The sequence below is a fragment of the Rhizobium sp. Leaf341 genome (genome assembly GCF_001424325.1).
Classification (GTDB): domain Bacteria; phylum Pseudomonadota; class Alphaproteobacteria; order Rhizobiales; family Rhizobiaceae; genus Ferranicluibacter.
The window spans coordinates 12,489-32,990 of sequence record NZ_LMPE01000005.1; the positions used below are offsets into that span (position 1 = coordinate 12,489).

Sequence of the window (20,502 nt, forward strand, 5' to 3'; positions counted from 1 at the left end):
GGTCAGCCTTGCTGTTCGCCGAGACGGGCGAGCTGATCGGCCTGGTAGTCGGCAAGCAACGCATCCACAACTTCGTCGATCTCGCCCATCATCATCCGGTCGATCTTGTAGAGCGTGAGGTTGATACGGTGGTCCGTCACCCGACCTTGCGGAAAATTATAGGTGCGGATGCGCTCGGACCGGTCGCCCGAGCCGACCTGGCTCTTGCGGGAGGCCGAGCGCTCGCTGTCCGCCTTCTGCCGTTCCATGTCGTAAAGACGCGACCGCAGGACCTGCATCGCCTTCGCCCGGTTCTGATGCTGCGATTTTTCCGAACTCGTGACCACGATGCCGGAGGGCATGTGGGTGATACGCACCGCGCTGTCGGTCGTGTTGACGTGCTGGCCGCCGGCGCCCGACGAGCGCATCGTATCGATGCGGATGTCCTCGGCGCGGATGTCGATATCGATGTCCTCGGCCTCGGGCAGCACGGCAACGGTGGCCGCCGAGGTATGGATTCGCCCTTGCGTTTCGGTGTCCGGCACCCGCTGCACGCGATGCACGCCCGACTCGAACTTCAGCTTCGAGAAGACGCCGCGCCCCGTCACGGTGGCGATGATTTCCTTGAACCCCCCGGCATCGCCATCGCTGGCGCTCAGCACTTCGACCTTCCAGCCCTTGTCGCTCGCGTAGCGCTCGTACATCCGGAAGAGATCGCCAGCAAAGAGCGCTGCCTCCGAGCCACCGGTGCCCGCGCGAATCTCGAGGATCGCGCTCTTCTCATCGGCGGCATCCTTCGGCAGCAGCAGGATCTGCATTTCGCCTTCCAGCGCCTCCAGCCGGGCCTCGATCTCGGGCTTTTCCATGTCCGCGAGATCGCGCATGTCGCGGTCGGTCGTCTTGTCCGACAAAAGCGTTTCGATGTCGGCAAGCTCTGCACGCGCCTTTTCATACTGGCGGATCTTGGCGACGACAGGCTGAAGCTCGGAATATTCGGACGCAAGCTTGACATAGACGTCCGCTGCCGGACCGGCCGACATGCGTGCCTCGATCTCGCCGAACCGCCGCTCCAGCTCCCGCATCTTCTCGACAGGTAATGTGGCCAATGCTTACTCCAGGCCGCTCTGCGGCAAAATTTCAAATGTCAGAAAGAAGGACCCTCTCCGGCCGGGCAGAGAGGGTCTTCCGCGTCCCGGGTCCGAGCCCGTCTAGACCGGAATATCGTTTTCCGCCGCGAAGGCTTTCAGAAGCTCCCGCGGGGTGCGCGTTTCCTTGGTGTCGTCCAGAAGCGCGTTCAGTGCGGGCGACAGCCGTGCCAGATCGGTCGCCATCAACATCGCCTTGACGGGTCCGACGGCCGTGGGGGACATGGACAGCGAACGGAAGCCGATGGCCAGCAAAGCCAGGGCCGAAAGCGGCTTCGACGCCATCTCGCCGCACAGCGTGACGGACGTGGCGTTGCGCTCGCCCGCGCGCACGATCTCGCGCAGCATGCGCAGGAACGGGCGGCTCAGCACGTCGAAGCGGTCGGAGACACGCGAATTGCCGCGATCCACGGCCATCGTGAACTGGAACAGGTCGTTGGACCCGACGGAGACGAAGTCGACCTCGCTCATCAGTTCGTCCAGCTGGTAGAGCAGCGCCGGCACTTCCAGCATGGCACCGAACTGCAGCTTGCGGGGCAATTGCTCGCCGACCTTCGACTGGCGCTGGATTTCCTTCTGCAGCAGCTCGCGCACCGCCTTCAGCTCGAAAACCTCCGTCACCATCGGCAACATGATGCGCAATTCCTGTCCGGCCGACGCCCGCAGCATCGCGCGCAGCTGCGTGCGCAGCAGGCCGGGACGGTCGAGCGACAGGCGGATCGCCCGCCAGCCCAGCGCCGGGTTTTCCTCTTCCGCAGCCCGGAAATACGGAACCACCTTGTCGCCGCCGATATCGAGCGTGCGGAACGTCACCGGCTTGCCGGCGGCCTGTTTGAGGACGTTGCGGTAAAACGCCTCCTGCTCTTCCATGCGCGGCATGGTCGAGGCGATCATGAACTGAAGCTCGGTGCGGAAAAGACCGATGCCCTCGGCGCCCGATTCGTCGAGCTGCGGCAGATCGACCATCAGTCCGGCATTCATCTGCAGCCGGATCCGACTGCCATCCTTCGTCACCGGCTCGACGCCGCGAAGCGCACGGAACTGCTCCTGCCGGCGCGCGCGCAGGCGCACCTTCTCCTCATAGGCGCGCTGGAGATCGGCCATGGGGCGCAGGTGCACCTTGGCATCGTCGCCGTCGATGATCATCGCATCGCCGTTTTCCGCGAGCGCCACGGCACCGGCCGCCTGGCCGACGACCGGGATGCCCATGGCCCGCGCGACGATGACGACATGGCTTGTCACCGCGCCGTCTTCGAGCACCAGTCCGCGAATGTTTTCACGCGGATAATCGAGGAGCTCGGCAGCCCCCATGGCCCGCGCGACGACCACGGCGTCGACCGGAAAATCCTTGTCCGACACGCGCGCGCCGTAGCCCGTCAGCTGCCGCAGCAGCCGGTTCGCCAGATCGTCGAAATCGTGCATGCGCTCGCGCAGATAAGGGTCCGTCAGGCGCATCATCCGCGCCTTCGTCTCGCTCTGCACGCGCTCGACCGCGGCTTCCGCCGTCAGCCCGTTGCGGATGGCCTCTTCGAGCTTGCGCACCCAGCCGCGGTCATGGGCAAACATCCGATAGGCTTCGAGCACCGCACGATGCTCGCCCTCCATCGAGACGTCGCGCCGCGACAGCATGTCGTCGATCGAGATCCGCAGCGACCCCAAGGCTTCCCCGAGTCGCGAAAGCTCCTTGTCGGTATCGTCGTTCAGGAGATTGGTGACGACGATCCGTGGTTCGTGGAGCACGACATAGCCGAGGCCGACGCCCTCGTTGAACCCGGAGCCCTCGATCGTCACGGGGCGCGACAGGTCCAGCTCGAGGCCCGGGCGGGTGATCTTCTTCAGCTCGCCGGTGGCGACCATTTCGGCCAGAACCATGGCCGTTGTCTCGAGCGCTTCGACCTCATCGTCGCGATAGGTGCGGCTCGCCTTGTTCTGAACAACGAGAACGCCGAGCGACCGTCCGGTGCGCAGGATCGGCACGCCGAGGAACGAATGATAGACCTCTTCGCCCGTTTCCGGCAAGTAGGTGAAGGCGGGATGCGACTGGGCGTCGGACAGGTTGAGCGGACGCGCGCTGGCCGCGATCGTGCCGACGAGGCCCTGCCCCATCTGCAGTTGCGCCAGGTGCACGGCGTCCTTGTTCAGACCCTCGGTGGCGTAGAGTTCGAGAACGCCGTCGGAGCGCAGCACATAGACGGAGCAGACTTCTGCAACCATGTTCTGCGCGATCTGGCGCACGATCCGGTCAAGCCGCTCCTGCGGCTCGAGCGGCTCCGCCATCAGTTCGCGCAGCCGCTTGAGAAGAACGCGTGGACCGGACAGGTCTCTCATCGCGCAACGTCTCCCCGATCAAAGAGTGGAGGTGCAGACACCTCGGGCGGCAGCCTTCGGCCGCTTCGCTTAATTCTTATCCAGCCCGTAGACGGAATGCAAAGTCCGAACAGCCAATTCGGCGTACGCACCGTCGATCAGGATGGAAATCTTGATTTCCGAGGTGGTGATCGCCTTGATGTTGATGCCTTTTTCAGCAAGCGCGCGGAAAGCCGACGCCGCAACGCCGGCATGGCTGCGCATCCCGATGCCGATCACCGACACCTTGGCGAGACCCGATTCGTTCTGGACCGCATCGAAACCGATCCTGGTCTTCTCCGCGTCGAGAACGCGCAGCGCCTTGTCGACATCGCCGGACGGCACGGTGAAGGTCATGTCGGTCTTCGATCCGTCCTCGGAGATGTTCTGGACGATCATATCGACATTGATGTGTGCTTCGGCCAGCGGCCCGAAGATCGCGGCGGAAACACCCGGGCGATCGTTCAGACGCCGCAGCGAAATTTGCGCCTCATCCTTGGCATAGGCGATGCCGGTTACGACTTCCTGTTCCACGATCTCTTCCTCATCACAAATCAGCGTTCCCGGCGGGTTCAAAAGATCGCCCATGCCGGGCGCGTCGGGGTCCTCAAAACTGGAGCGCACGAAGGTACGGACCTTGTGCACCATGGCAAGTTCGACCGAGCGCACCTGCAGGACCTTGGCGCCGAGCGATGCCATTTCCAGCATTTCCTCGAACGCGATCTTCTTCAGGCGGCGCGCCTTCGGCACGATGCGCGGGTCGGTGGTGTAGACGCCGTCCACGTCGGTGTAGATGTCGCACCGATCGGCCTTGACCGCAGCGGCGATGGCAACCGCGCTTGTGTCGGAGCCGCCGCGACCGAGCGTGGCAATCCGGTTGTCGGGGCCGAGCCCCTGGAAGCCGGCGATGACGGCCACCTGGCCTTCGCCGAAGCGGCGGATGAGGTCGGACCCGTCAATATCCAGGATCCGGGCCGCGCCATGGGCGTTGTCCGTCCGGATGGGGATCTGCCAGCCCTGCCAGGACCGGGCGTTGATGCCGATATGCTGCAAAGCGATGGCGAGCAGCCCGGAGGTCACCTGTTCCCCGGAGGCGACGACGGCGTCATATTCGCGGGCATCGTGCATGGGAGAAGCGTCACGCGTCCAGCCAACCAGTTCGTTGGTCTTGCCCGACATGGCGGATACGACGACAGCGACCTCATGGCCGGCATCGACCTCGCGCTTCACATGGCGGGCAACGACCCGGATGCGATCCATGTCTGCGACGGAGGTCCCGCCGAATTTCATCACGATGCGTGCCATCTGCCTCTACCGGTACCAGAGATTGCGCGCGCCGCGCGCCTGCTGAAGTTGGCGGCTTCCTTAGCGAAGTTGCCGGAAACGCGCAATGGCCGGGAGAACCGGCGGGATCCCTGCCCGCGGGCGGGCCTGGCGCCTTGCCGCGGGGAGCGCGGTCGTGTCGCAGCCCTTGACAAGTGCGGAGTGCCGGACGACTTCACGGAGGACGCCTGAATTTCCCGGAGACGACATCATGACAGACGCGGCCCGCACGACCATCGACCAGTCCGAAGTCGATCGATTCTCGGCACTGGCGGCAGAGTGGTGGAACCCGCACGGCAAGTTCAAGCCTTTGCACAAGTTCAATCCTGTCCGCCTTTCCTACATTCGCGATCGGGCGGCCGAAACCTTCGGTCGCGACCTGAAGGTGCCGCGGCCGCTGGAAGGCCTGCGGCTTCTGGATATCGGCTGCGGCGGCGGGCTACTCTCCGAGCCGATGGCGCGCATGGGGGCGGATGTCGTCGGTGCCGATGCCTCGGAGAAGAACATCCGCATCGCCCAGACACACGCTGCCGGGAGCGGCGTTTCCGTGGATTACCGAGCGGTGACCGCCGAGGCACTGGCAGAGGCCGGGGAAACGTTCGATATCGTCCTCAATATGGAGGTCGTCGAGCATGTGTCGGATGTCGATTTCTTCCTGACCACCTGCGCTTCCATGGTTCGCCCGGGGGGCATGATGGTGATTGCCACGATCAACCGCACGATGAAGGCCGCCGCCCTGGCCATCTTCGCCGCCGAGAACGTGCTGCGATGGCTGCCGCGCGGCACGCATCAATACGAGAAACTGGTCCGGCCGGAAGAGATCGAAAAGCCGCTTTCAGCCTCCGGGATGACGATCACGGAACGCACCGGCGTCTTCTTCAGCCCCTTCACCAACCAGTGGAACCTCTCGCGCGACATGGACGTCAATTACATGCTGATCGCCAAGCGCCCCCGCGACTGATCAGGCGGCCGTGGCCCGCCGACGCGATGACGCCGTCCTTCGTCGCGCCGTCAGTTGACATCGTCGGGCAGGATCGGGAGCGGCGCAACGTCGATGCCCTCCTCGATCAGCGCCCGCGCCTCGTCGAGCGTTGCGCGGCCGATCAGGCCGCGGGCGTCCGCTTCGCCATAATGGATCCGGCGCGCTTCCTCGGGAAACTTCTCGCCGACGTCCTCGGCATTGGCACGGATGGTCGAGACCATCTCGCGGATCTTGGACACAGCGGCCTGCTGTGCCTGGTCCATCATCAAGCCGCGCTGCGTGTCCTTGCGCCGCCCGGTCGAGAGCGCCGGCGCCATCAGAGCGCGATGGACCGCGGCGGTCCCGCAGACGGGACAAGCGACCAGCCCGCTCTCGGACTGGGCATCGAAGTCGCCACTCGATCCGAACCAGCCTTCGAAGCCATGGCCCGCATCGCAGGTCAGCGCATAGCGGATCACGCGGCCACGCCTCCGCTCGTCGGGGCGCCCTCTGCGGCTGCGAGCGAGAAGTCGCGCGCATTCTTGAGATTGGGGATCTTTCCACGGGCGCCGGCCACGGCGGCCATGTCGAGATCGGCCGTGATGACGGCCGCACCGCCCGGCCCCGCTTCGGCAAGGATTCGGCCCCAGGGATCGACGATCATCGTGTGTCCGAAGGTTTCACGCCCGTCCTCGTGCACCCCGCCCTGTGCCGCGGCAATCAGGAAGAACCCGTTCTCGATCGCCCGCGCCCGCAGCAGGATCTCCCAGTGCGCCTCTCCGGTCTGGCGGGTGAAGGCGGCGGGAAGCGTCATGATCTCGGCCCCCGCGACCGCCTGCCGGCGAAACAGCTCAGGGAACCGGACGTCGTAGCAGATCGCAAAGCCCAGCCGGCCGAACGGAAGATCGGCAAGTCGCGCGGTTTCGCCCGGCGTATAGGCCGAACTTTCGCGCCAGCTTTCGCCATTGTCGAGGTCCACGTCGAACATGTGGATCTTGTCGTAGTGACAGATCTTTGCGCCATCCGGCCCGAACAGAAATCCGCGATTGGCGATCTTGCCGTCGGACAGACCGATCGCGGTCGAACCGATATGCAGGTGAATGCCGAGCTCGGCAGACAGGCGGCGCGCCGTCTGCACGATCACGTCGTCGTCCTCCCCGCGCAATGCGGCCCGCAGGGCCGTGCGGTCGCGCTGCAGGGCACCGGTCATTTCCGGCGTCTGGACATAGAGGGCGCCCTGTGCCGCTGCGTCGCGCACAAGTTCCGCCATTTCGGCAGCGTTCCTTTCGGGCGCGGTGCCGGAGCACATCTGGACGGCGGCGACACGAACGGACATGCGGTGGGGATCCTCAGGCTGCCAGCATCGGGTCGAGCTTGCCGGCCCGGTCGAGCGCGTGCAGATCGTCGCAACCGCCGACATGCCGGCCGTTGATGAAGATCTGCGGGAACGTGGAGCCGCCATTCGACTTGGCGATCATCTCCTGGCGGAGATCGGGAGAATAGGTCGCATCATGCTCCTCGAACGAGACGCCCTTGCTGGACAGAAGCTTCTTGGCGGCCGAGCAATAGCCACAGGCCTGACGGGTATAGATTACGACGGAAGCCATGAGCGACACCTGATTTCGGAATGTTTCCGCACCAGCACGACGCTGATGCCCTGCCTTGTTCGACATGTCCGGACGGAACCGGCATGGTCCCGCCGCCTGTCTTCGTCCGGTCATATAAGCACGGTCACGGCTCTTGCAAAGGTCAAAACCGTTACCTCGCTCGCCCCCGCGCGCTTCAGGGCCCGCGTTGCCGCCTCGACGGTCGCCCCCGTGGTGTAGACGTCGTCGACAAGCACGATCCGTCGGCCGAAGACGAGCGGCTGGCCCGCTTCCGTCACCCGAAAGGCGCCTTTCACATTATCCCGACGCTGCGTGGCACCCAGGCCCACCTGCTTGGCCGTCCGTCGCTGCCGCACCAGGGCCTCCGACAGCATCGGCCGGCCGGAGAGACGGGCAAGCGCCCGCGCCAGTTCCGCCGACTGGTTGTAGCGGCGCGACCAGAGCCTGTATCTGTGAAGCGGCACCGGCACGATCGCCTCTGCCGCCTCGACGGCCCCCTCCCCGGCCCGCAGCATCCATGCCGCCATCATCGGCGCGAGATCCGTCCGATCTGTGTATTTCAGCGCATGCACGAGGTCGCGGGCAATTCCGTCGTGAATGGCGACGGACCGCAGGCGTGTGAACGGTGGCGGATGGGCGATGGCGTCGGCGGAGAGGATGCCATGGCCGAGGTCATGGGAAAACGGAACGCCGAGCACCTCGCAGAACGGTCTCTCGATCAGCCGCAGGCTGGCCCAGCAGGACGGGCAGACGGCGGCATGCGCCTGGACGAAGCGACCGCAGCCGCGACAGACCGGCGGATAAAGAAAATCGGCCACATGCCGCCCGACGGCGAGAGACCGTGCGACAAGGGTCGAGCGAAAGCGCTCAAAGCGGCCACGCGGCCGTTCCCCGGCGTCCCCGCCGCCGCCCGAGGGGTCCGCGCGCGCTGCTGGAGCACCGGCCGCAGTCGGCAAGGGCTGCCAGTCACCGTCCATCTCCGGATGCGTCCTTCCACGCGCTCGACCGTTAGAAGATGCCGCCCGCTCTTGCACAGTCGCGCACCGGCGATGATATAGGCCGAGGTAAGGAGATTATCGTGGATATCGTTTTTGACCAGCCTCTTGTCGAAGCTCGGCGCCTGCGCGCGCTCAAGGCAGGCGACGAGAAGGCGCAATTCCTGCTCGACATCGTTGGCGAGGATCTTGCCGAACGGCTGGCGGTCGTGGAGCGCCGCTTCGAGACGGCCGTTGAACTGCACGGCTACACCGGCCGGACCGCCCGCGCCTTGATGGCCACCGGCAAGATCGGCAAGCTGACCCGGGTCGAGACGGACGCCGCGTTCGGCGGACCGGACGAGGTGATCGTCGCGCCGCTCGAGACGGTGCCGGTCCCACCCTCCAGCGCCAATCTCGTGGTCTCGCCCCTCTCCCTGCATCTGACGAACGATACGCCCGGCGTGTTTATACAGATTCGGCGGGCGCTGGCGCCGGACGGGCTTTTCCTGGCGGCCATTCCCGGCAACGGAACGCTGCAGGAGCTGCGGGAGGTTCTGCTGGCGGCCGAAAGCGAGATCACGGGCGGCGCCAGCCCGCGCGTCGTGCCCTTTGCCGACGTGCGCGACATCGGTGGCCTGTTGCAGCGCGCAGGCTTTGCCCTACCCGTGACGGATACGGAGACCTACACGGTCCGCTATGCCTCGCTGTTTGCACTGATGAAGGACCTGAGGGCGATGGGCATGACCAATACGCTGGTCGCCCGCAGCCGCAGGCCGCTGTCCCGCGCCGTGTTCCTGCGGGCGGCAGAGCTGTATGCCGAACGGTTCGCCGATCCGGACGGGCGGATCCGTGCAACCTTTTCGGTTATCTATCTCTCGGGCTGGGCACCGCATGAAAGCCAGCAGAAGCCGCTGGCGCCGGGCTCGGCGAAGATGCGGCTGGCGGATGCCCTGAAGGTGGACGAGAAGCCCTAAGGGGCAACGACAGCGGATGGCGGCCGGACCGGCAGCGCCTGCGACATCGGGCGCAACGCCTCTCAAAAGGCTCCGGCCGGGAAGCCTTGGTCGACGGTTCGCGTCACGGTGTCGTGAGGGCGTCCTTGACGGTGTTGAAGACGGTCGTCAGCTGCTCGCTCATGGCGCCGAAGCCGCCGATGATAGCAACCGCGATGATGCTGGCGATGAGACCGTATTCGATCGCGGTCGCGCCGTGGCGGTCGGAGAGAAATCGCTGAAACATGCACGTCACGGACATTCCCTCCAAACCGGTCTGAATCAGCATCCGCTCTTGACGCCATCGCCATTGACGATGCAGACGGCGCCCGGCATCTCCTGCAGGACGCTGCGGCGGACCGTATAGCGCTTCGTGCCCTTGTCATCGGGGATAGAGCCCGTCGAAATGGTGTCGTAGTCAATGGGCGCGTTTGCGAGAACCTTGGTCGTGTTCTTGCTGGCCATCATCGGCGTCAGAATCAACGTCAACGCAATGACGGCCGTTCCGAACAGCAAAGCGAGGTTGAGCACGCCGGTGCGCCGGTACTCGCCCTTCGTCAGGTCCTTGTCCTGAACCGTTCTCCAGAAATCATCGTCCACCATGGCCTGCCTCTTGCCTTTCCGACGCGGCGGAATGCTCCGTTTTCCATCCTCGATCGCCGCGCGCCGGTCCCGTCCTCCCGAAGGGCGGCGCGACTCGGCATCACGTGCTGGCCATTGTGCCCGTGGGAGATAAACGTTCCATTAACGCACAGGCAGGAGCATGCCGGAAATGCCTTTGCTTCAGCGCATTTAGGAAGAAGTTGGAAAGGTTTTCGGGATACGCGAAGGGAGGGTAGACGACAGGGCAGACGGCCCGGCTAGAGAAGATCCATCAGATAGGGGATCAGAGGCTCGTCGGCCGGCGGCATGGGATACTCGCGAAGCGCCTTGGCCCGCACCCATTTCAGCGCCTGTCCTTCCCGTCCCTGCGGCACGCCCTCGTATCGGCGGCAGACATAGAGCGGCATCAGCAGGTGAAAGTCCGCATAAGCGTGGCTGGCGAAGGTGAGCGGTGCGAGACAGGCCACCTTGGTGCGGATGCCGAGTTCCTCGTTGAGCTCGCGGATCAGCGTCTCCTCCGGCGTCTCTCCGGCCTCGACCTTGCCGCCCGGAAACTCCCAGAGGCCCGCCATGGATTTGCCCTCCGGCCGCTGTGCCAAAAGGATGCGGCCATCGCCATCGATGAGGGCGCAGGCCGCAACAAGCAGCAGCCGACGGGGCGGGTTTGCATCCATGATCATTCCTCAGGCGGCGTTCGATAGATATAGCGATAGGCCTCGGCAAAGCCGAGCCCGCGATAGAGCGCCAGGGCCGGTCCGTTGCCGGCCTCGACCGCAAGCCAGGCCTGGCGTGCCCCCTTCAACCGCGCCCAGCGGAGGCTCGCGCCGACGATGTCGCGGCCGATGCCTTCACCCCGCCGGTCCGGCCGGACGGCGACCAGCAGCAGGCCGGCAAGATCGTAATCCTGCACGGCCAGCGTGACGGCCGTCGGACCTTGCCCGATCTCCTCGAACAGGAACAATCCGCACTCCGCCCGGATCGCCTCGATCACCGATGTCAGAGATGCCTTGCTTTCCGGGGGATCGCCGGCAATGGCGATGCGCGCCTCCACGAAGCGGGCGACATCCCGCAACGGCACGTGGCCGAGCTCGTCGCTGGCCGGATGCGGTGGAATATCCGCCGTCATGACGATCGTCTCGGACAGGCGCGTCCACCCTTCGGCATCGAGATGGGTGGCAAGGGCGCGCGGCGTCAGCGGTGTCTGGCGCACCGTCGGCACCAGACCCGCGTCGCGAAACTGGCGCGCCGCTCGTTCGAGCCGGCCGGCCATGTCGCGCCCGTCATGCGGATCGAGCGGATTGATCGAGTTCAGCCGCCGGGAGCCGTGTCCGGGCGTCGTGCGCACCAGCCAGCTGCCGTCATAATGCACCGTCGCTGCCGGCCAGGCCCGAAAGCCGATCGCTTCCAGCCGCCGCACCAGCGGCAATTTCTCTCGTGTCGTGTCTTCCAGCATCGGCATGTCCGGTCGGCAGTCTCGGAGCCCGGCTTCGCGCTCAGCTCCGGTAGTCGCCATTGATCTCGACGTATTCCTTGGTCAGGTCGCAGGTATAGACCGTCGCAGTGCCCGTGCCGAGCCCGATCTCCACCTTGATGGCGATGTCCTGCTCCTTCATGACGGCCGTTGCGGCCGCTTCGGAATAGGCCGGGTCGCGCTCGCCGTCGACGGCGACGCGGATATCGCCGAACCAGATGGCAAGACGGTCGCGATCCGCCTTCTCGCCCGCCTTGCCGACAGCCATGACGATCCGGCCCCAATTGGCATCCTCGCCCGCGACCGCGGTCTTCACGAGCGGCGAGTTGGCGATCGACAGGCCGATCCGCTTGGCGGCGGCGTCGCTCTCGGCGCCCTCCACCGTGATGGCCACCATCTTGCGCGCGCCCTCCCCGTCCCGCACCACCTGAAGGGCGAGATCGAACAGCACGGCATTGAGCGCCGTACGGAAATCGTCGAGCGCCGCGTCGGATGCATCCTCGATGCGCGCCTGACCCTCTGCCGCCGCGGCGCCCGTTGCAAACAGCATCAGCGTATCCGACGTCGAGGTATCGCTGTCGACGGTTACCGAATTGAAGGACGGACCGACGCCCTGCGACAAGAGGGCCTGCAGGGCCTGCGGTGCGATGTCCGCGTCGGTGACGACGAAGGACAGCATCGTCGCCATGTCGGGCGCGATCATGCCGGCGCCCTTGGCGATCCCGTTGATGGTCACCGTCACGCCGCCGAGGGTGGCCGAACGGGTCGCGACCTTCGGATAGGTATCCGTGGTCATGATCGCCTTGGCGGCCTCCAACCAGAAGTCTTCCCGGCCACGCGCATGCATGTCGCCGAGCACGCCGGCAAACTTGGTGGCGTCCAGCGGCTCGCCGATCACGCCGGTGGAGGCCAGAAACACCTCGTCCGTCGAGCAGCCGACCGCCTCGGCCGCCGATCGGGCGGTCAATTCCGTCGCGGAAAGACCCTTGACCCCCGTAAAGGCGTTGGCATTGCCGGAATTGACGACGACCGCGCGGGCGACGCCGCCCGGCAGGTTCTGCCGGCAGAAATCCACGGCGGCGGACGGGCAGAGCGAGCGCGTGAAAACGCCGGCGACCGCGGCGGGCGCATCAAACACCATCATCAGGACGTCCGTCCGGTTCCTGTACTTGATGCCGGCTTCGGCCGTCGCCATGCGGACGCCGCGCACCGGCGGCATGTCGGCAAAGGTTTTCGGGGCAAGCGGGGAAACGGAAGCGGACATGGAGGAACCTTCGCGGAAAGGGCTGGGGGGATCGGCGACAGTGACGGAACGGTGATCGAGCCGTCAAACGAAAATCCCGAAGGATCGCCTTCGGGATTTCACTCATGATGGACGGTTGTCACAGACGCGTGACACCGGAGGATGGAAGCGGCGGTCGCCGGCCTCTGCGGCCGAAGCAGACCGGACGATCCAGCCGTCAGCCGCCTAGTTGGCGCCTTCGACGGCGTCGCCTTCGGCGGCGCCCGCTTCGTCGGCCTTGTTGGCCTCGTCATAGGCCTTCTTCAATGCAGGGTCGCTGATGTCGACGCCGGCATCCTTCTTGGCATCGGCGAGCAGCGCCAGATACTTGTCGCGCATGACGAGCTGCTTGACCTGCGGCTCGACCTGGTCGAGCGGCGGCGGCGGCTGGAGGCGCTTGTCTTCGAGAAGAATGACGTGATAGCCGAACTGCGATTTGACCGGAGTCTTGGTGTAGGCACCCTTCTCCAGCGCGAAGGCGGCTTCGGAGAATTCCGGCACCATGCGCTCCTTGGTGAAGTAGCCGAGGTCGCCGCCATCGTCCTTGTTCGGATCGGTGGACTTTTCCTTGGCGAGCGTGGCGAAATCCTTGCCCGCATCGAGGTCCTTGATGATTGCCTTGGCTTCATCCTCGGTCTTGACCAGGATGTGACGGGCCTTCACCTCTTCCTGTGGCTTGATCGCTGCGATTTCCTTCTCGTAGCGCGCCTTGACCTCGTCGGCCGAAACGGCGTCGACGACATGCTTCTTGAAATACGCGTTGTGAAGCTCGCGGTCCGTCAGATAGGCGAGACGCTTCTTGAAGTCTTCGCTGTTCTGCACGCCTTCGGCTTCGGCGTCCTTGGCGAGAAGCTTCACGTCGACAAGCCCCGAAAGCGCTGCGGCGCGCTTCTGCTCGTCGGGCAGCTGGGCCAGCTGCGGATCGAGCGAGGCCATCGCGAGATCGAGCTCGGACTGATGGATCTCGGCGGTCCCGACCTTGGCGACGACCGGATCGGCGGCATCCTGGGCAAAAACGGGCCCATGGATCGCGATCACGGCGCCAAGCGCCACGGCAGCGAGCAATCTGGATTTCAACATTCCGTAAACCTTTCCCGATGGGGTACCGGATCCGCCCTTCGCGGCCGGGTCGCCGACCTCACAAACACCAGAATGTGGCCGTTGTGTAGCCTTGCAAAACCGGCATTTTCAGCGAAACGTCGGCCTGCAACTCCCGTTGACATCATTCGACCCCCCTCTTATCTGTCACGCAACCTCGCGTCCAGAACAAGATCCGGGCGTTTTGGCGCAGTCGACGGGAAATCACACCCCACGCGCAGAACGCCGACGTCACATGAAAGGACCATCTTCATGGTCAGTCTCGGCGGCATCGCCCGCAAACTCTTCGGGTCCTCCAACGATCGTCGCGTCAAGGGCTACAACACCCGTGTTGCCGCGATCAACGCTCTCGAGCCTGAAATGAAGGCTTTGAGCGATGAAGCCCTTGCGGCCAAGACCGTCGAGTTCCGCCAGCAGCTGGCCGCCGGTAAGACGCTGGACGACCTTCTGGTCCCCGCGTTCGCCGTGGCCCGGGAGGCCGCCCGCCGCGTGCTCGGCCTTCGCCCCTTCGACGTCCAGCTTATCGGCGGCATGATCCTGCACGAGAAGTCGATCGCCGAAATGAAGACCGGTGAAGGCAAGACGCTGGTCGCGACGCTTCCCGTCTATCTCAATGCGCTTGCCGGCAAGGGCGTGCATGTCGTTACCGTCAACGACTATCTCGCCAGCCGCGACTCGGCCACCATGGCGCGCATCTACGGCTTCCTCGGCCTTACCACCGGCGTCATCGTCCATGGGCTGACGGACGACCAGCGCAAGGCCGCCTATGGCTGCGACATCACCTACGCGACCAACAACGAACTCGGCTTCGACTATCTGCGCGACAACATGAAGTACGAGCGGGTCCAAATGGTCCAGCGCGGACACTTCTTCGCCATCATCGACGAGGTGGACTCGATCCTGGTCGACGAAGCCCGTACGCCGCTGATCATTTCCGGACCGCTCGACGACCGGTCCGAGCTCTACACGACGATCGACGCCTTCATTCCGATGCTGGACGAGGCCGACTACGAGATCGATGAAAAGCAGCGCTCGGCGAACTTCTCCGAAGACGGCACCGAAAAGCTCGAGAACCTGCTGCGCCAGGCTGGCCTGCTGAAAGGCGAGACGCTCTACGACGTCGAGAACGTCGCGATCGTCCACCACGTCAACAATGCGCTGAAGGCACACAAGCTGTTCCAGCGCGACAAGGATTATATCGTTCGCGGCGACGAGATCGTCATCATCGACGAGTTCACCGGTCGCATGATGCCGGGCCGCCGCTATTCCGAAGGCCAGCACCAGGCGCTGGAAGCCAAGGAAAAGGTGACGATCCAGCCCGAGAACCAGACGCTCGCCTCGATCACCTTCCAGAACTATTTCCGCATGTACGAGAAGCTCGGCGGGATGACCGGCACGGCCTCGACGGAAGCGGAAGAGTTCGGCAACATCTACGGCCTTGAAGTCGTGGAAGTGCCGACCAACCTGCCGATCCAGCGTATCGACGATCATGACGAGGTCTACCGGACCACGGAAGAAAAGTTCAAGGCGATCGTCGAGGAGATCCGGCAGGCGCGCGAGCGCAACCAGCCCGTTCTCGTCGGCACCACCTCGATCGAAAAGTCGGAACTGCTCGCCGCTCTCCTGAAGCGCGAGGGCTTTACCAACTTCCAGGTGCTGAATGCCCGCTATCACGAGCAGGAAGCCTACATCGTCTCCCAGGCAGGCGTCCCCGGCGCGGTGACGATCGCCACCAACATGGCGGGCCGCGGCACCGACATCCAGCTCGGCGGCAATCTCGACATGCGCATCGAGGCCGAGCTCCACGACGTGGAGCCGGGTCCGGAGCGCGACCAGCGCGAAGCCGCCATCAAGGCAGAGGTCCAGGAACTCAAGCAGCAGGCGCTTGCCGCCGGCGGCCTCTATGTTCTGGCGACGGAACGCCATGAAAGCCGCCGCATCGACAACCAGCTGCGTGGCCGCTCCGGCCGTCAGGGCGACCCCGGCCGTTCGAAGTTCTACCTGTCGCTGCAGGACGACCTGATGCGGATCTTCGGCTCCGAGCGCATGGATTCCATGCTGCAGAAGCTCGGGCTGAAGGAAGGCGAGGCGATCGTCCATCCCTGGATCAACAAGGCGCTGGAACGCGCGCAGAAGAAGGTCGAGGCGCGCAACTTCGACACGCGCAAGAACCTGTTGAAGTACGACGACGTGCTGAACGACCAGCGCAAGGTCATCTTCGAGCAGCGCATCGAGATGATGGACAGCGAGGACGTTTCGGAAACCGTGGCCGACATGCGCCACGAGGTCATCGAGGACATTGTCGCCAAGCGCATTCCGGAAAAGGCCTATGCCGAACAGTGGGATGTCGAGGGGCTGAACAACGACGTCCTCGAAACACTCAACCTCGACCTGCCGATCGCCGCCTGGGCGGCGGAGGAAGGCATCGACGAGAACGACATCCGCGAGCGCATTTTGGCTGCGGCCGACCAGGCCAATGCCGAACGCGCCGAGCGATTCGGGCCCGAGATCATGCGCTACGTCGAGCGCTCCGTCGTGCTGCAGACGCTCGATCACCTGTGGCGCGAGCACATCGTCAACCTCGATCACCTGCGCTCGGTCATCGGCTTCCGCGGCTACGCCCAGCGCGATCCGCTGCAGGAGTACAAGGGCGAGGCGTTCGAGCTGTTCCAGGCGCTCCTGACCAATCTGCGCCAGGGCGTCACGGCGCAACTGATGCGCGTCGAACTGGTGCGCGACGCCGCCCAGGCGCCGCAGCCCGAGCCGCCGGAAATGTTCGGCCATCACATTGACGCCCAGACCGGCGAGGACGAGTTCACCACCGACCGCAACCTCGCCACGGTCGCGCCCGAAGACCGCGACCCGACCAACCCGGCCACCTGGGGCCGTGTCTCCCGCAACGAGGTCTGCCCCTGCGGTTCCGGGAAAAAGTACAAGCACTGCCACGGCGCCTTCGAGGCCACCGAGGCCTGAGAAACAAGCTCCGTCGACCGACAACCACGACACCACGTTCCGACAAGGGGCGTGGTGTCGTCGTTTGGACGCAGCGTGCACGCGCGTCTCACCGGTCAGAATGACCCCAGAACCTCTTTGCCTGCGGATGGTCGCATGCCATTGTCCCCGCGCACCTGTTTCGAAGCGCGTGAAGGGACCACGTCATGACATCGCTGGATCTCTTCCTTCCCTTCCTGGTCACCACGGGCCTCTTTGCCTTCCTTCGCGGTCCGGCCATGCTCTATGTCGCGGCCCGCACGGTTGCCGCCAATCGGCGTGCCGGGCTGATGGCGACGCTCGGCATCCATCTCGGCGGCTATGTCCACGTGGCCGCCGCCGCCGCCGGGCTGTCGGTGCTCTTCCAGGCGGTGCCGGCGGCCTATATGGCCGTCAAGCTCGCCGGTGCCGCGTATCTCGTCTATCTCGGCATCGCCATGGTGCGGACGCCGACGCGCCAACCAGGCGACAACGGGATCCCGGCGCCCGGTGTCGCGATGACATCCGCGCGCCGGGCTTTCCTGCAGAGCATGATGGTCGAGGTACTCAATCCGAAGACGGCGATCTTCTTCCTCGCCTTCCTGCCGCAATTCGTCGACCCGGCAGCCGCCGTTCCGATCGCGCTCCAGTTCGCCGTCTTGGGGACCATCGTCAACATGATGTTTTCGCTCGCGGATATCGTCTGCGTCCTGCTTGCCGATGCCGTTCTCGCGCGTTTGCGCACCTCAGGGCGGGCAGAGCGCCTGATGCAGAAGGTCGGCGGAACGGTCCTTGTCGGTCTCGGCGTTCACGTGGCCTTGGGCCGGGCCTAATCCTGACGTCCGGGCGCGTGTCCCAACGGAATGTTAACGCAGATGCGGCATCCTCCAGCCGTGTCGTATGGCGTCCAGGTCAGGTAGCGTTTCGTGTTTATGGCAGCGTGTCAAACGGCAGAGCGTCTTCTGCCGCCGGGTCTCAAAGACCGGCTCCTGCCGCTGATGCGCCGGCTGGAGCCGTTGCTCACCAGCGATGATCCGAAACATCGTGCGCAGCGCATGGCGCTTGTCGCCTTTGCCATCCGCGTCGTCAGCGCCGGCATCGCCTTTCTGTCCCAGATCGTCATGGCGCGCCTGATGGGCGAGTTCGAATACGGCATTTTCGTCTTCGTCTGGGTTCTCGTGGTCCTGTTCGGAAACCTGTCCTGCCTCGGCTTCCACACCGCGATCATCCGCTTCGTCCCGCAATATCACGCCGTGAACGCCATCGATGAAATCCGCGGCATGATGACGACGGTCCGGATCTTCGCGCTCCTCTCGGCGACAGCGCTCGCGCTTGTCGGCATCGGCGGGCTCGTTCTCTTCGGCGACGTCGTCAACGGCTACTATCTCGTGCCGCTCTATCTCGGTGTCTTCGCTTTGCCCATGATTGCCCTCGGCGATGTCATGGACGGGACATCGCGGGCCCATAGCTGGGCCGTCTCGGCCCTCAGCCCTACCTATATCGTCCGGCCGGTGCTCATTCTTGCCTTCATGGTGGCTGCGGTTCGCCTCGGCGAGGCCTCCACCGCACAGACGGCCATGATCGCCGCCATGGCCGCCACCTATGTCGCCACCGTCGGGCAGTTCTTCATTCTGACCTGGCGGCTGAAGCGGCGCTATCAGACGGGCCCGCTGCGGATCGAGTTCCGCACCTGGCTGCGCGTTGCCCTGCCGATCTTCCTCATCGAGGGCTTCGGATTCATGCTGACGAATTCCGACGTCGTGCTGGTCGGCATTGCGCTCGATCCGGAAAGCGTGGCAATTTACTTTGCCGCCGCCAAGACCATGGCGCTCGTCCACTTCGTGCTGTTTGCCGTCAAGGCCGCAGCCGCGCCCCGCTTCTCCGCCGCCATGGGCCAGCCGGATCGGCAGCAGCTGTCGGTGATTGCCATCGAGAGTGCCCGATGGTGCTTCTGGCCGTCGCTCTTCGTCGGCGGCGGCGTCCTTGTCTCGGGCGGCTTCCTGCTGTCGCTGTTCGGTCCTGCCTTCGTGTCGGGCTATCCGCTGATGGCGATCCTCTTCGCCGGCATCATGGCCAAGGCGTTCGTCGGTCCGGCGGAGGCCCTGCTGACCATGGGAGGCCAGCAGTCGCTCTGCGTCAAGCTCTACGCCGCGGCCCTTGCGGCCAACATCGCGCTCAATGTCAGCCTCATCCCGATCTTCGGTCTGACGGGGGCTGCCCTGGCAACGGCCGGCGCCATGGTGGTCGAGGCCGGTTTGCTCCACCTTGCCGTACGCCATACCTTCGGCATCAGGCTGTTTGCCTTTGCCGACCCCCATTCCAGACCCGTCAGGACCGATCGTCTCGATGCCGCCGCGGCAAAGGCGAGACCGATGGATGCAGAGGCCAGCCGACCATGAGCGCCACGCCCCAGTTTCCGACAGACGCCAACAGCCGCCCCTCCCGGGTTCCGCAGCGCGATCCGGTCGGCCACGCCGAAATCCATGCCGAGACGCTGGTGCCGACCGGGCGACCGGGCCGCGAATTCTGCGTCTATCCCGCCCGAGCCGGCTACGACCTGCAGGAGGAACTCGATTTTCTGTCGCATCGGGCGATCGAACCGAACGTGTTCTTCTCCGGCCGCTTCATTGCACCGGCCATGCCCCGTCTGGAAGATCGCGTCGTGCGGTTGGCGATCCTTCGTGACCGCAGCGAAACCCGCAGCCGGCTGCGCTTCCTGATGCCGTTTTCGGTGGAGAAGCCCGGCTTTGCCATCGGCACGCCGATCATCCGCGCCTGGTCCAACCCGTTTGGACCGCTCGGCACGCCGCTTCTCGACACGGAGGAGGCCGCCGAAACGCTCGACAACCTGTTCGACGCGCTGGCCAATCCGGATGCAGGCCTGCCGCCGATCCTGGTGCTGCCCGACATCCGCCTGAAGGGACCGCTCGCCAGCCTTGCCCGCGCGGTCGCCATCAGCCGGAACCTGCCGCTGACGGTCACCGACACGTTCAGCCGGCCGATTCTCCAAAGCGCGCTCGACGGCGAGACCTATCTGCGCGCCTCGATCAGCCCGGCGCATTTCCGCGAGTTGCGGCGCCAGTGGACGCTCCTGTCGCGCCTCGGCACGGTGACCCATGCCGTCGCGCGCCAGCCGGAAGAGATCCGCCTGCGCATGGAGGAATTTCTTGCCCTCGAAGCGTCCGGCTGGAAGGGGCGCCAGCGCACGGCGATCGTCATGGACCGCTACCGCGCAGCGTTCGCCCGCGAGGCGATCACCAATCTGGCCGAAGCCGATGCCGTCCGCATCCACACGATCGACCTCGACGGCGTCGCAATCGCCTCGATGGTGGTCTTCATGATGGGCGGCGAGGCCTACACCTGGAAAACCGGCTATGACGAGACCTATGCCCGATACTCCCCCGGCAAGCTGCTTTTGAGCGAGCTGACGGAATGGCATCTCGATGACCCCAATATTACGAAATCCGACAGCTGCGCGGTCCCCGATCATCCGATCATGAGCCGGTTCTGGGAAGAGCGCGAGGAGATGGGCACGCTCGTCATTGGCCTGCGCGCCAATCGCGACCGTGACGTGCGCCAGGTTGCCACGCAGCTCCACCTTTACCGCAACACCCGCAACATGGCCCGGCTGCTGCGCGAGAAGATGCGCGCGCTGGCGCCGCGGGGTTTCCGCTAAGGCATGTCGCCCGAACGTGTGCAGCGGCTTCGGGAAACGAGATACATCAAAACATAACTTTAAAGCGCATCG

General features: G+C 64.9%; 19 protein-coding genes. 6 read left to right on the top strand and 13 right to left on the bottom strand.

Features of this window, described 5'->3' with window-relative positions:
* Positions 1-2 precede the first annotated feature (2 nt).
* The 3 genes from prfA to ASG03_RS07200 all read right to left on the bottom strand — a co-directional run bounded on the left by prfA (position 3) and on the right by ASG03_RS07200 (position 4,775).
* A complete protein-coding gene (prfA, locus tag ASG03_RS07190; protein ID WP_062693112.1) occupies positions 3-1,085 on the bottom strand; it encodes a peptide chain release factor 1 in 1,083 nt (360 codons plus the stop codon).
* A gap of 102 nt (positions 1,086-1,187) precedes the next feature.
* Entirely contained in the window at positions 1,188-3,452 is a 2,265-nt protein-coding gene (ptsP, locus tag ASG03_RS07195) for a phosphoenolpyruvate--protein phosphotransferase (protein WP_062693113.1), read from the bottom strand.
* Positions 3,453-3,521: 69 nt separating this feature from the next.
* Positions 3,522-4,775 (bottom strand): aspartate kinase, encoded by a 1,254-nt coding sequence (locus tag ASG03_RS07200; protein ID WP_062474675.1) that lies wholly within the window; start codon positions 4,773-4,775, stop codon positions 3,522-3,524.
* 229 nt (positions 4,776-5,004) lie between these two features.
* Here ASG03_RS07200 and ubiG point away from each other — a divergent pair, with 229 nt between their 5' ends.
* On the top strand, positions 5,005-5,754 hold the full coding sequence (gene ubiG / locus ASG03_RS07205; protein ID WP_062474676.1) for a bifunctional 2-polyprenyl-6-hydroxyphenol methylase/3-demethylubiquinol 3-O-methyltransferase UbiG: 750 nt from the start codon (positions 5,005-5,007) through the stop codon (positions 5,752-5,754).
* Positions 5,755-5,804: 50 nt separating this feature from the next.
* Here the strand turns inward: ubiG and ASG03_RS07210 are convergent, their stop codons facing one another.
* The 4 genes from ASG03_RS07210 to ASG03_RS07225 form a co-directional block, all read right to left on the bottom strand.
* Entirely contained in the window at positions 5,805-6,233 is a 429-nt protein-coding gene (locus ASG03_RS07210) for a DUF1178 family protein (protein WP_062474679.1), read from the bottom strand.
* Positions 6,230-7,090: a carbon-nitrogen hydrolase family protein gene (locus ASG03_RS07215; protein ID WP_062601018.1), complete on the bottom strand. Its 861-nt coding sequence runs from the start codon at positions 7,088-7,090 to the stop codon at positions 6,230-6,232. Before ASG03_RS07215 ends, ASG03_RS07210 begins: the two co-directional genes overlap by 4 nt.
* A gap of 13 nt (positions 7,091-7,103) precedes the next feature.
* Positions 7,104-7,361, bottom strand: coding sequence for a glutaredoxin 3 (gene grxC, locus ASG03_RS07220; protein ID WP_062475712.1), 258 nt, complete (start codon positions 7,359-7,361; stop codon positions 7,104-7,106).
* A 110-nt stretch (positions 7,362-7,471) separates the two neighbouring features.
* On the bottom strand, positions 7,472-8,338 hold the full coding sequence (locus tag ASG03_RS07225) for a ComF family protein (RefSeq protein ID WP_082475608.1): 867 nt from the start codon (positions 8,336-8,338) through the stop codon (positions 7,472-7,474).
* 101 nt (positions 8,339-8,439) lie between these two features.
* Between ASG03_RS07225 and ASG03_RS07230 the strand changes: the two genes are divergently transcribed.
* On the top strand, positions 8,440-9,312 hold the full coding sequence (locus ASG03_RS07230) for a class I SAM-dependent methyltransferase (protein ID WP_062474685.1): 873 nt from the start codon (positions 8,440-8,442) through the stop codon (positions 9,310-9,312).
* A 103-nt stretch (positions 9,313-9,415) separates the two neighbouring features.
* Here the strand turns inward: ASG03_RS07230 and ASG03_RS07235 are convergent, their stop codons facing one another.
* The 6 genes from ASG03_RS07235 to ASG03_RS07260 all read right to left on the bottom strand — a co-directional run bounded on the left by ASG03_RS07235 (position 9,416) and on the right by ASG03_RS07260 (position 13,766).
* Positions 9,416-9,577 (bottom strand): Flp family type IVb pilin, encoded by a 162-nt coding sequence (locus ASG03_RS07235; RefSeq protein ID WP_082475648.1) that lies wholly within the window; start codon positions 9,575-9,577, stop codon positions 9,416-9,418.
* 35 nt (positions 9,578-9,612) lie between these two features.
* Positions 9,613-9,933 (bottom strand): hypothetical protein, encoded by a 321-nt coding sequence (locus tag ASG03_RS07240; protein WP_062474688.1) that lies wholly within the window; start codon positions 9,931-9,933, stop codon positions 9,613-9,615.
* Positions 9,934-10,190: 257 nt separating this feature from the next.
* Entirely contained in the window at positions 10,191-10,607 is a 417-nt protein-coding gene (gene mutT, locus ASG03_RS07245; RefSeq protein WP_062474691.1) for an 8-oxo-dGTP diphosphatase MutT, read from the bottom strand.
* A gap of 2 nt (positions 10,608-10,609) precedes the next feature.
* The gene (locus ASG03_RS07250) at positions 10,610-11,446 is read right to left on the bottom strand and encodes a GNAT family N-acetyltransferase (RefSeq protein ID WP_082475609.1); all 837 of its coding nucleotides are present in this window, start codon (positions 11,444-11,446) and stop codon (positions 10,610-10,612) included.
* A complete protein-coding gene (gene argJ / locus ASG03_RS07255) occupies positions 11,427-12,668 on the bottom strand; it encodes a bifunctional glutamate N-acetyltransferase/amino-acid acetyltransferase ArgJ (protein WP_062693117.1) in 1,242 nt (413 codons plus the stop codon). The genes ASG03_RS07250 and argJ overlap by 20 nt, the downstream gene beginning before the upstream one ends.
* Positions 12,669-12,872: 204 nt before the next feature.
* A complete protein-coding gene (locus ASG03_RS07260; RefSeq protein ID WP_062474702.1) occupies positions 12,873-13,766 on the bottom strand; it encodes a peptidylprolyl isomerase in 894 nt (297 codons plus the stop codon).
* A 270-nt stretch (positions 13,767-14,036) separates the two neighbouring features.
* Between ASG03_RS07260 and secA the strand changes: the two genes are divergently transcribed.
* The 4 genes from secA to ASG03_RS07280 all read left to right on the top strand — a co-directional run bounded on the left by secA (position 14,037) and on the right by ASG03_RS07280 (position 20,430).
* Positions 14,037-16,757 (top strand): preprotein translocase subunit SecA, encoded by a 2,721-nt coding sequence (secA, locus tag ASG03_RS07265; protein WP_062693118.1) that lies wholly within the window; start codon positions 14,037-14,039, stop codon positions 16,755-16,757.
* 185 nt (positions 16,758-16,942) lie between these two features.
* Positions 16,943-17,587 carry a LysE family translocator gene (locus tag ASG03_RS07270; protein WP_062693119.1) on the top strand — a complete coding sequence of 215 codons (645 nt, stop codon included), beginning with the start codon at positions 16,943-16,945 and terminating at the stop codon, positions 17,585-17,587.
* A gap of 99 nt (positions 17,588-17,686) precedes the next feature.
* Entirely contained in the window at positions 17,687-19,153 is a 1,467-nt protein-coding gene (locus tag ASG03_RS07275; protein WP_062693120.1) for a lipopolysaccharide biosynthesis protein, read from the top strand.
* Positions 19,150-20,430, top strand: a complete 1,281-nt coding sequence (locus ASG03_RS07280) for a GNAT family N-acetyltransferase (RefSeq protein WP_062474715.1) — start codon at positions 19,150-19,152, stop codon at positions 20,428-20,430. The genes ASG03_RS07275 and ASG03_RS07280 overlap by 4 nt, the downstream gene beginning before the upstream one ends.
* Positions 20,431-20,502: the final 72 nt, after the last annotated feature.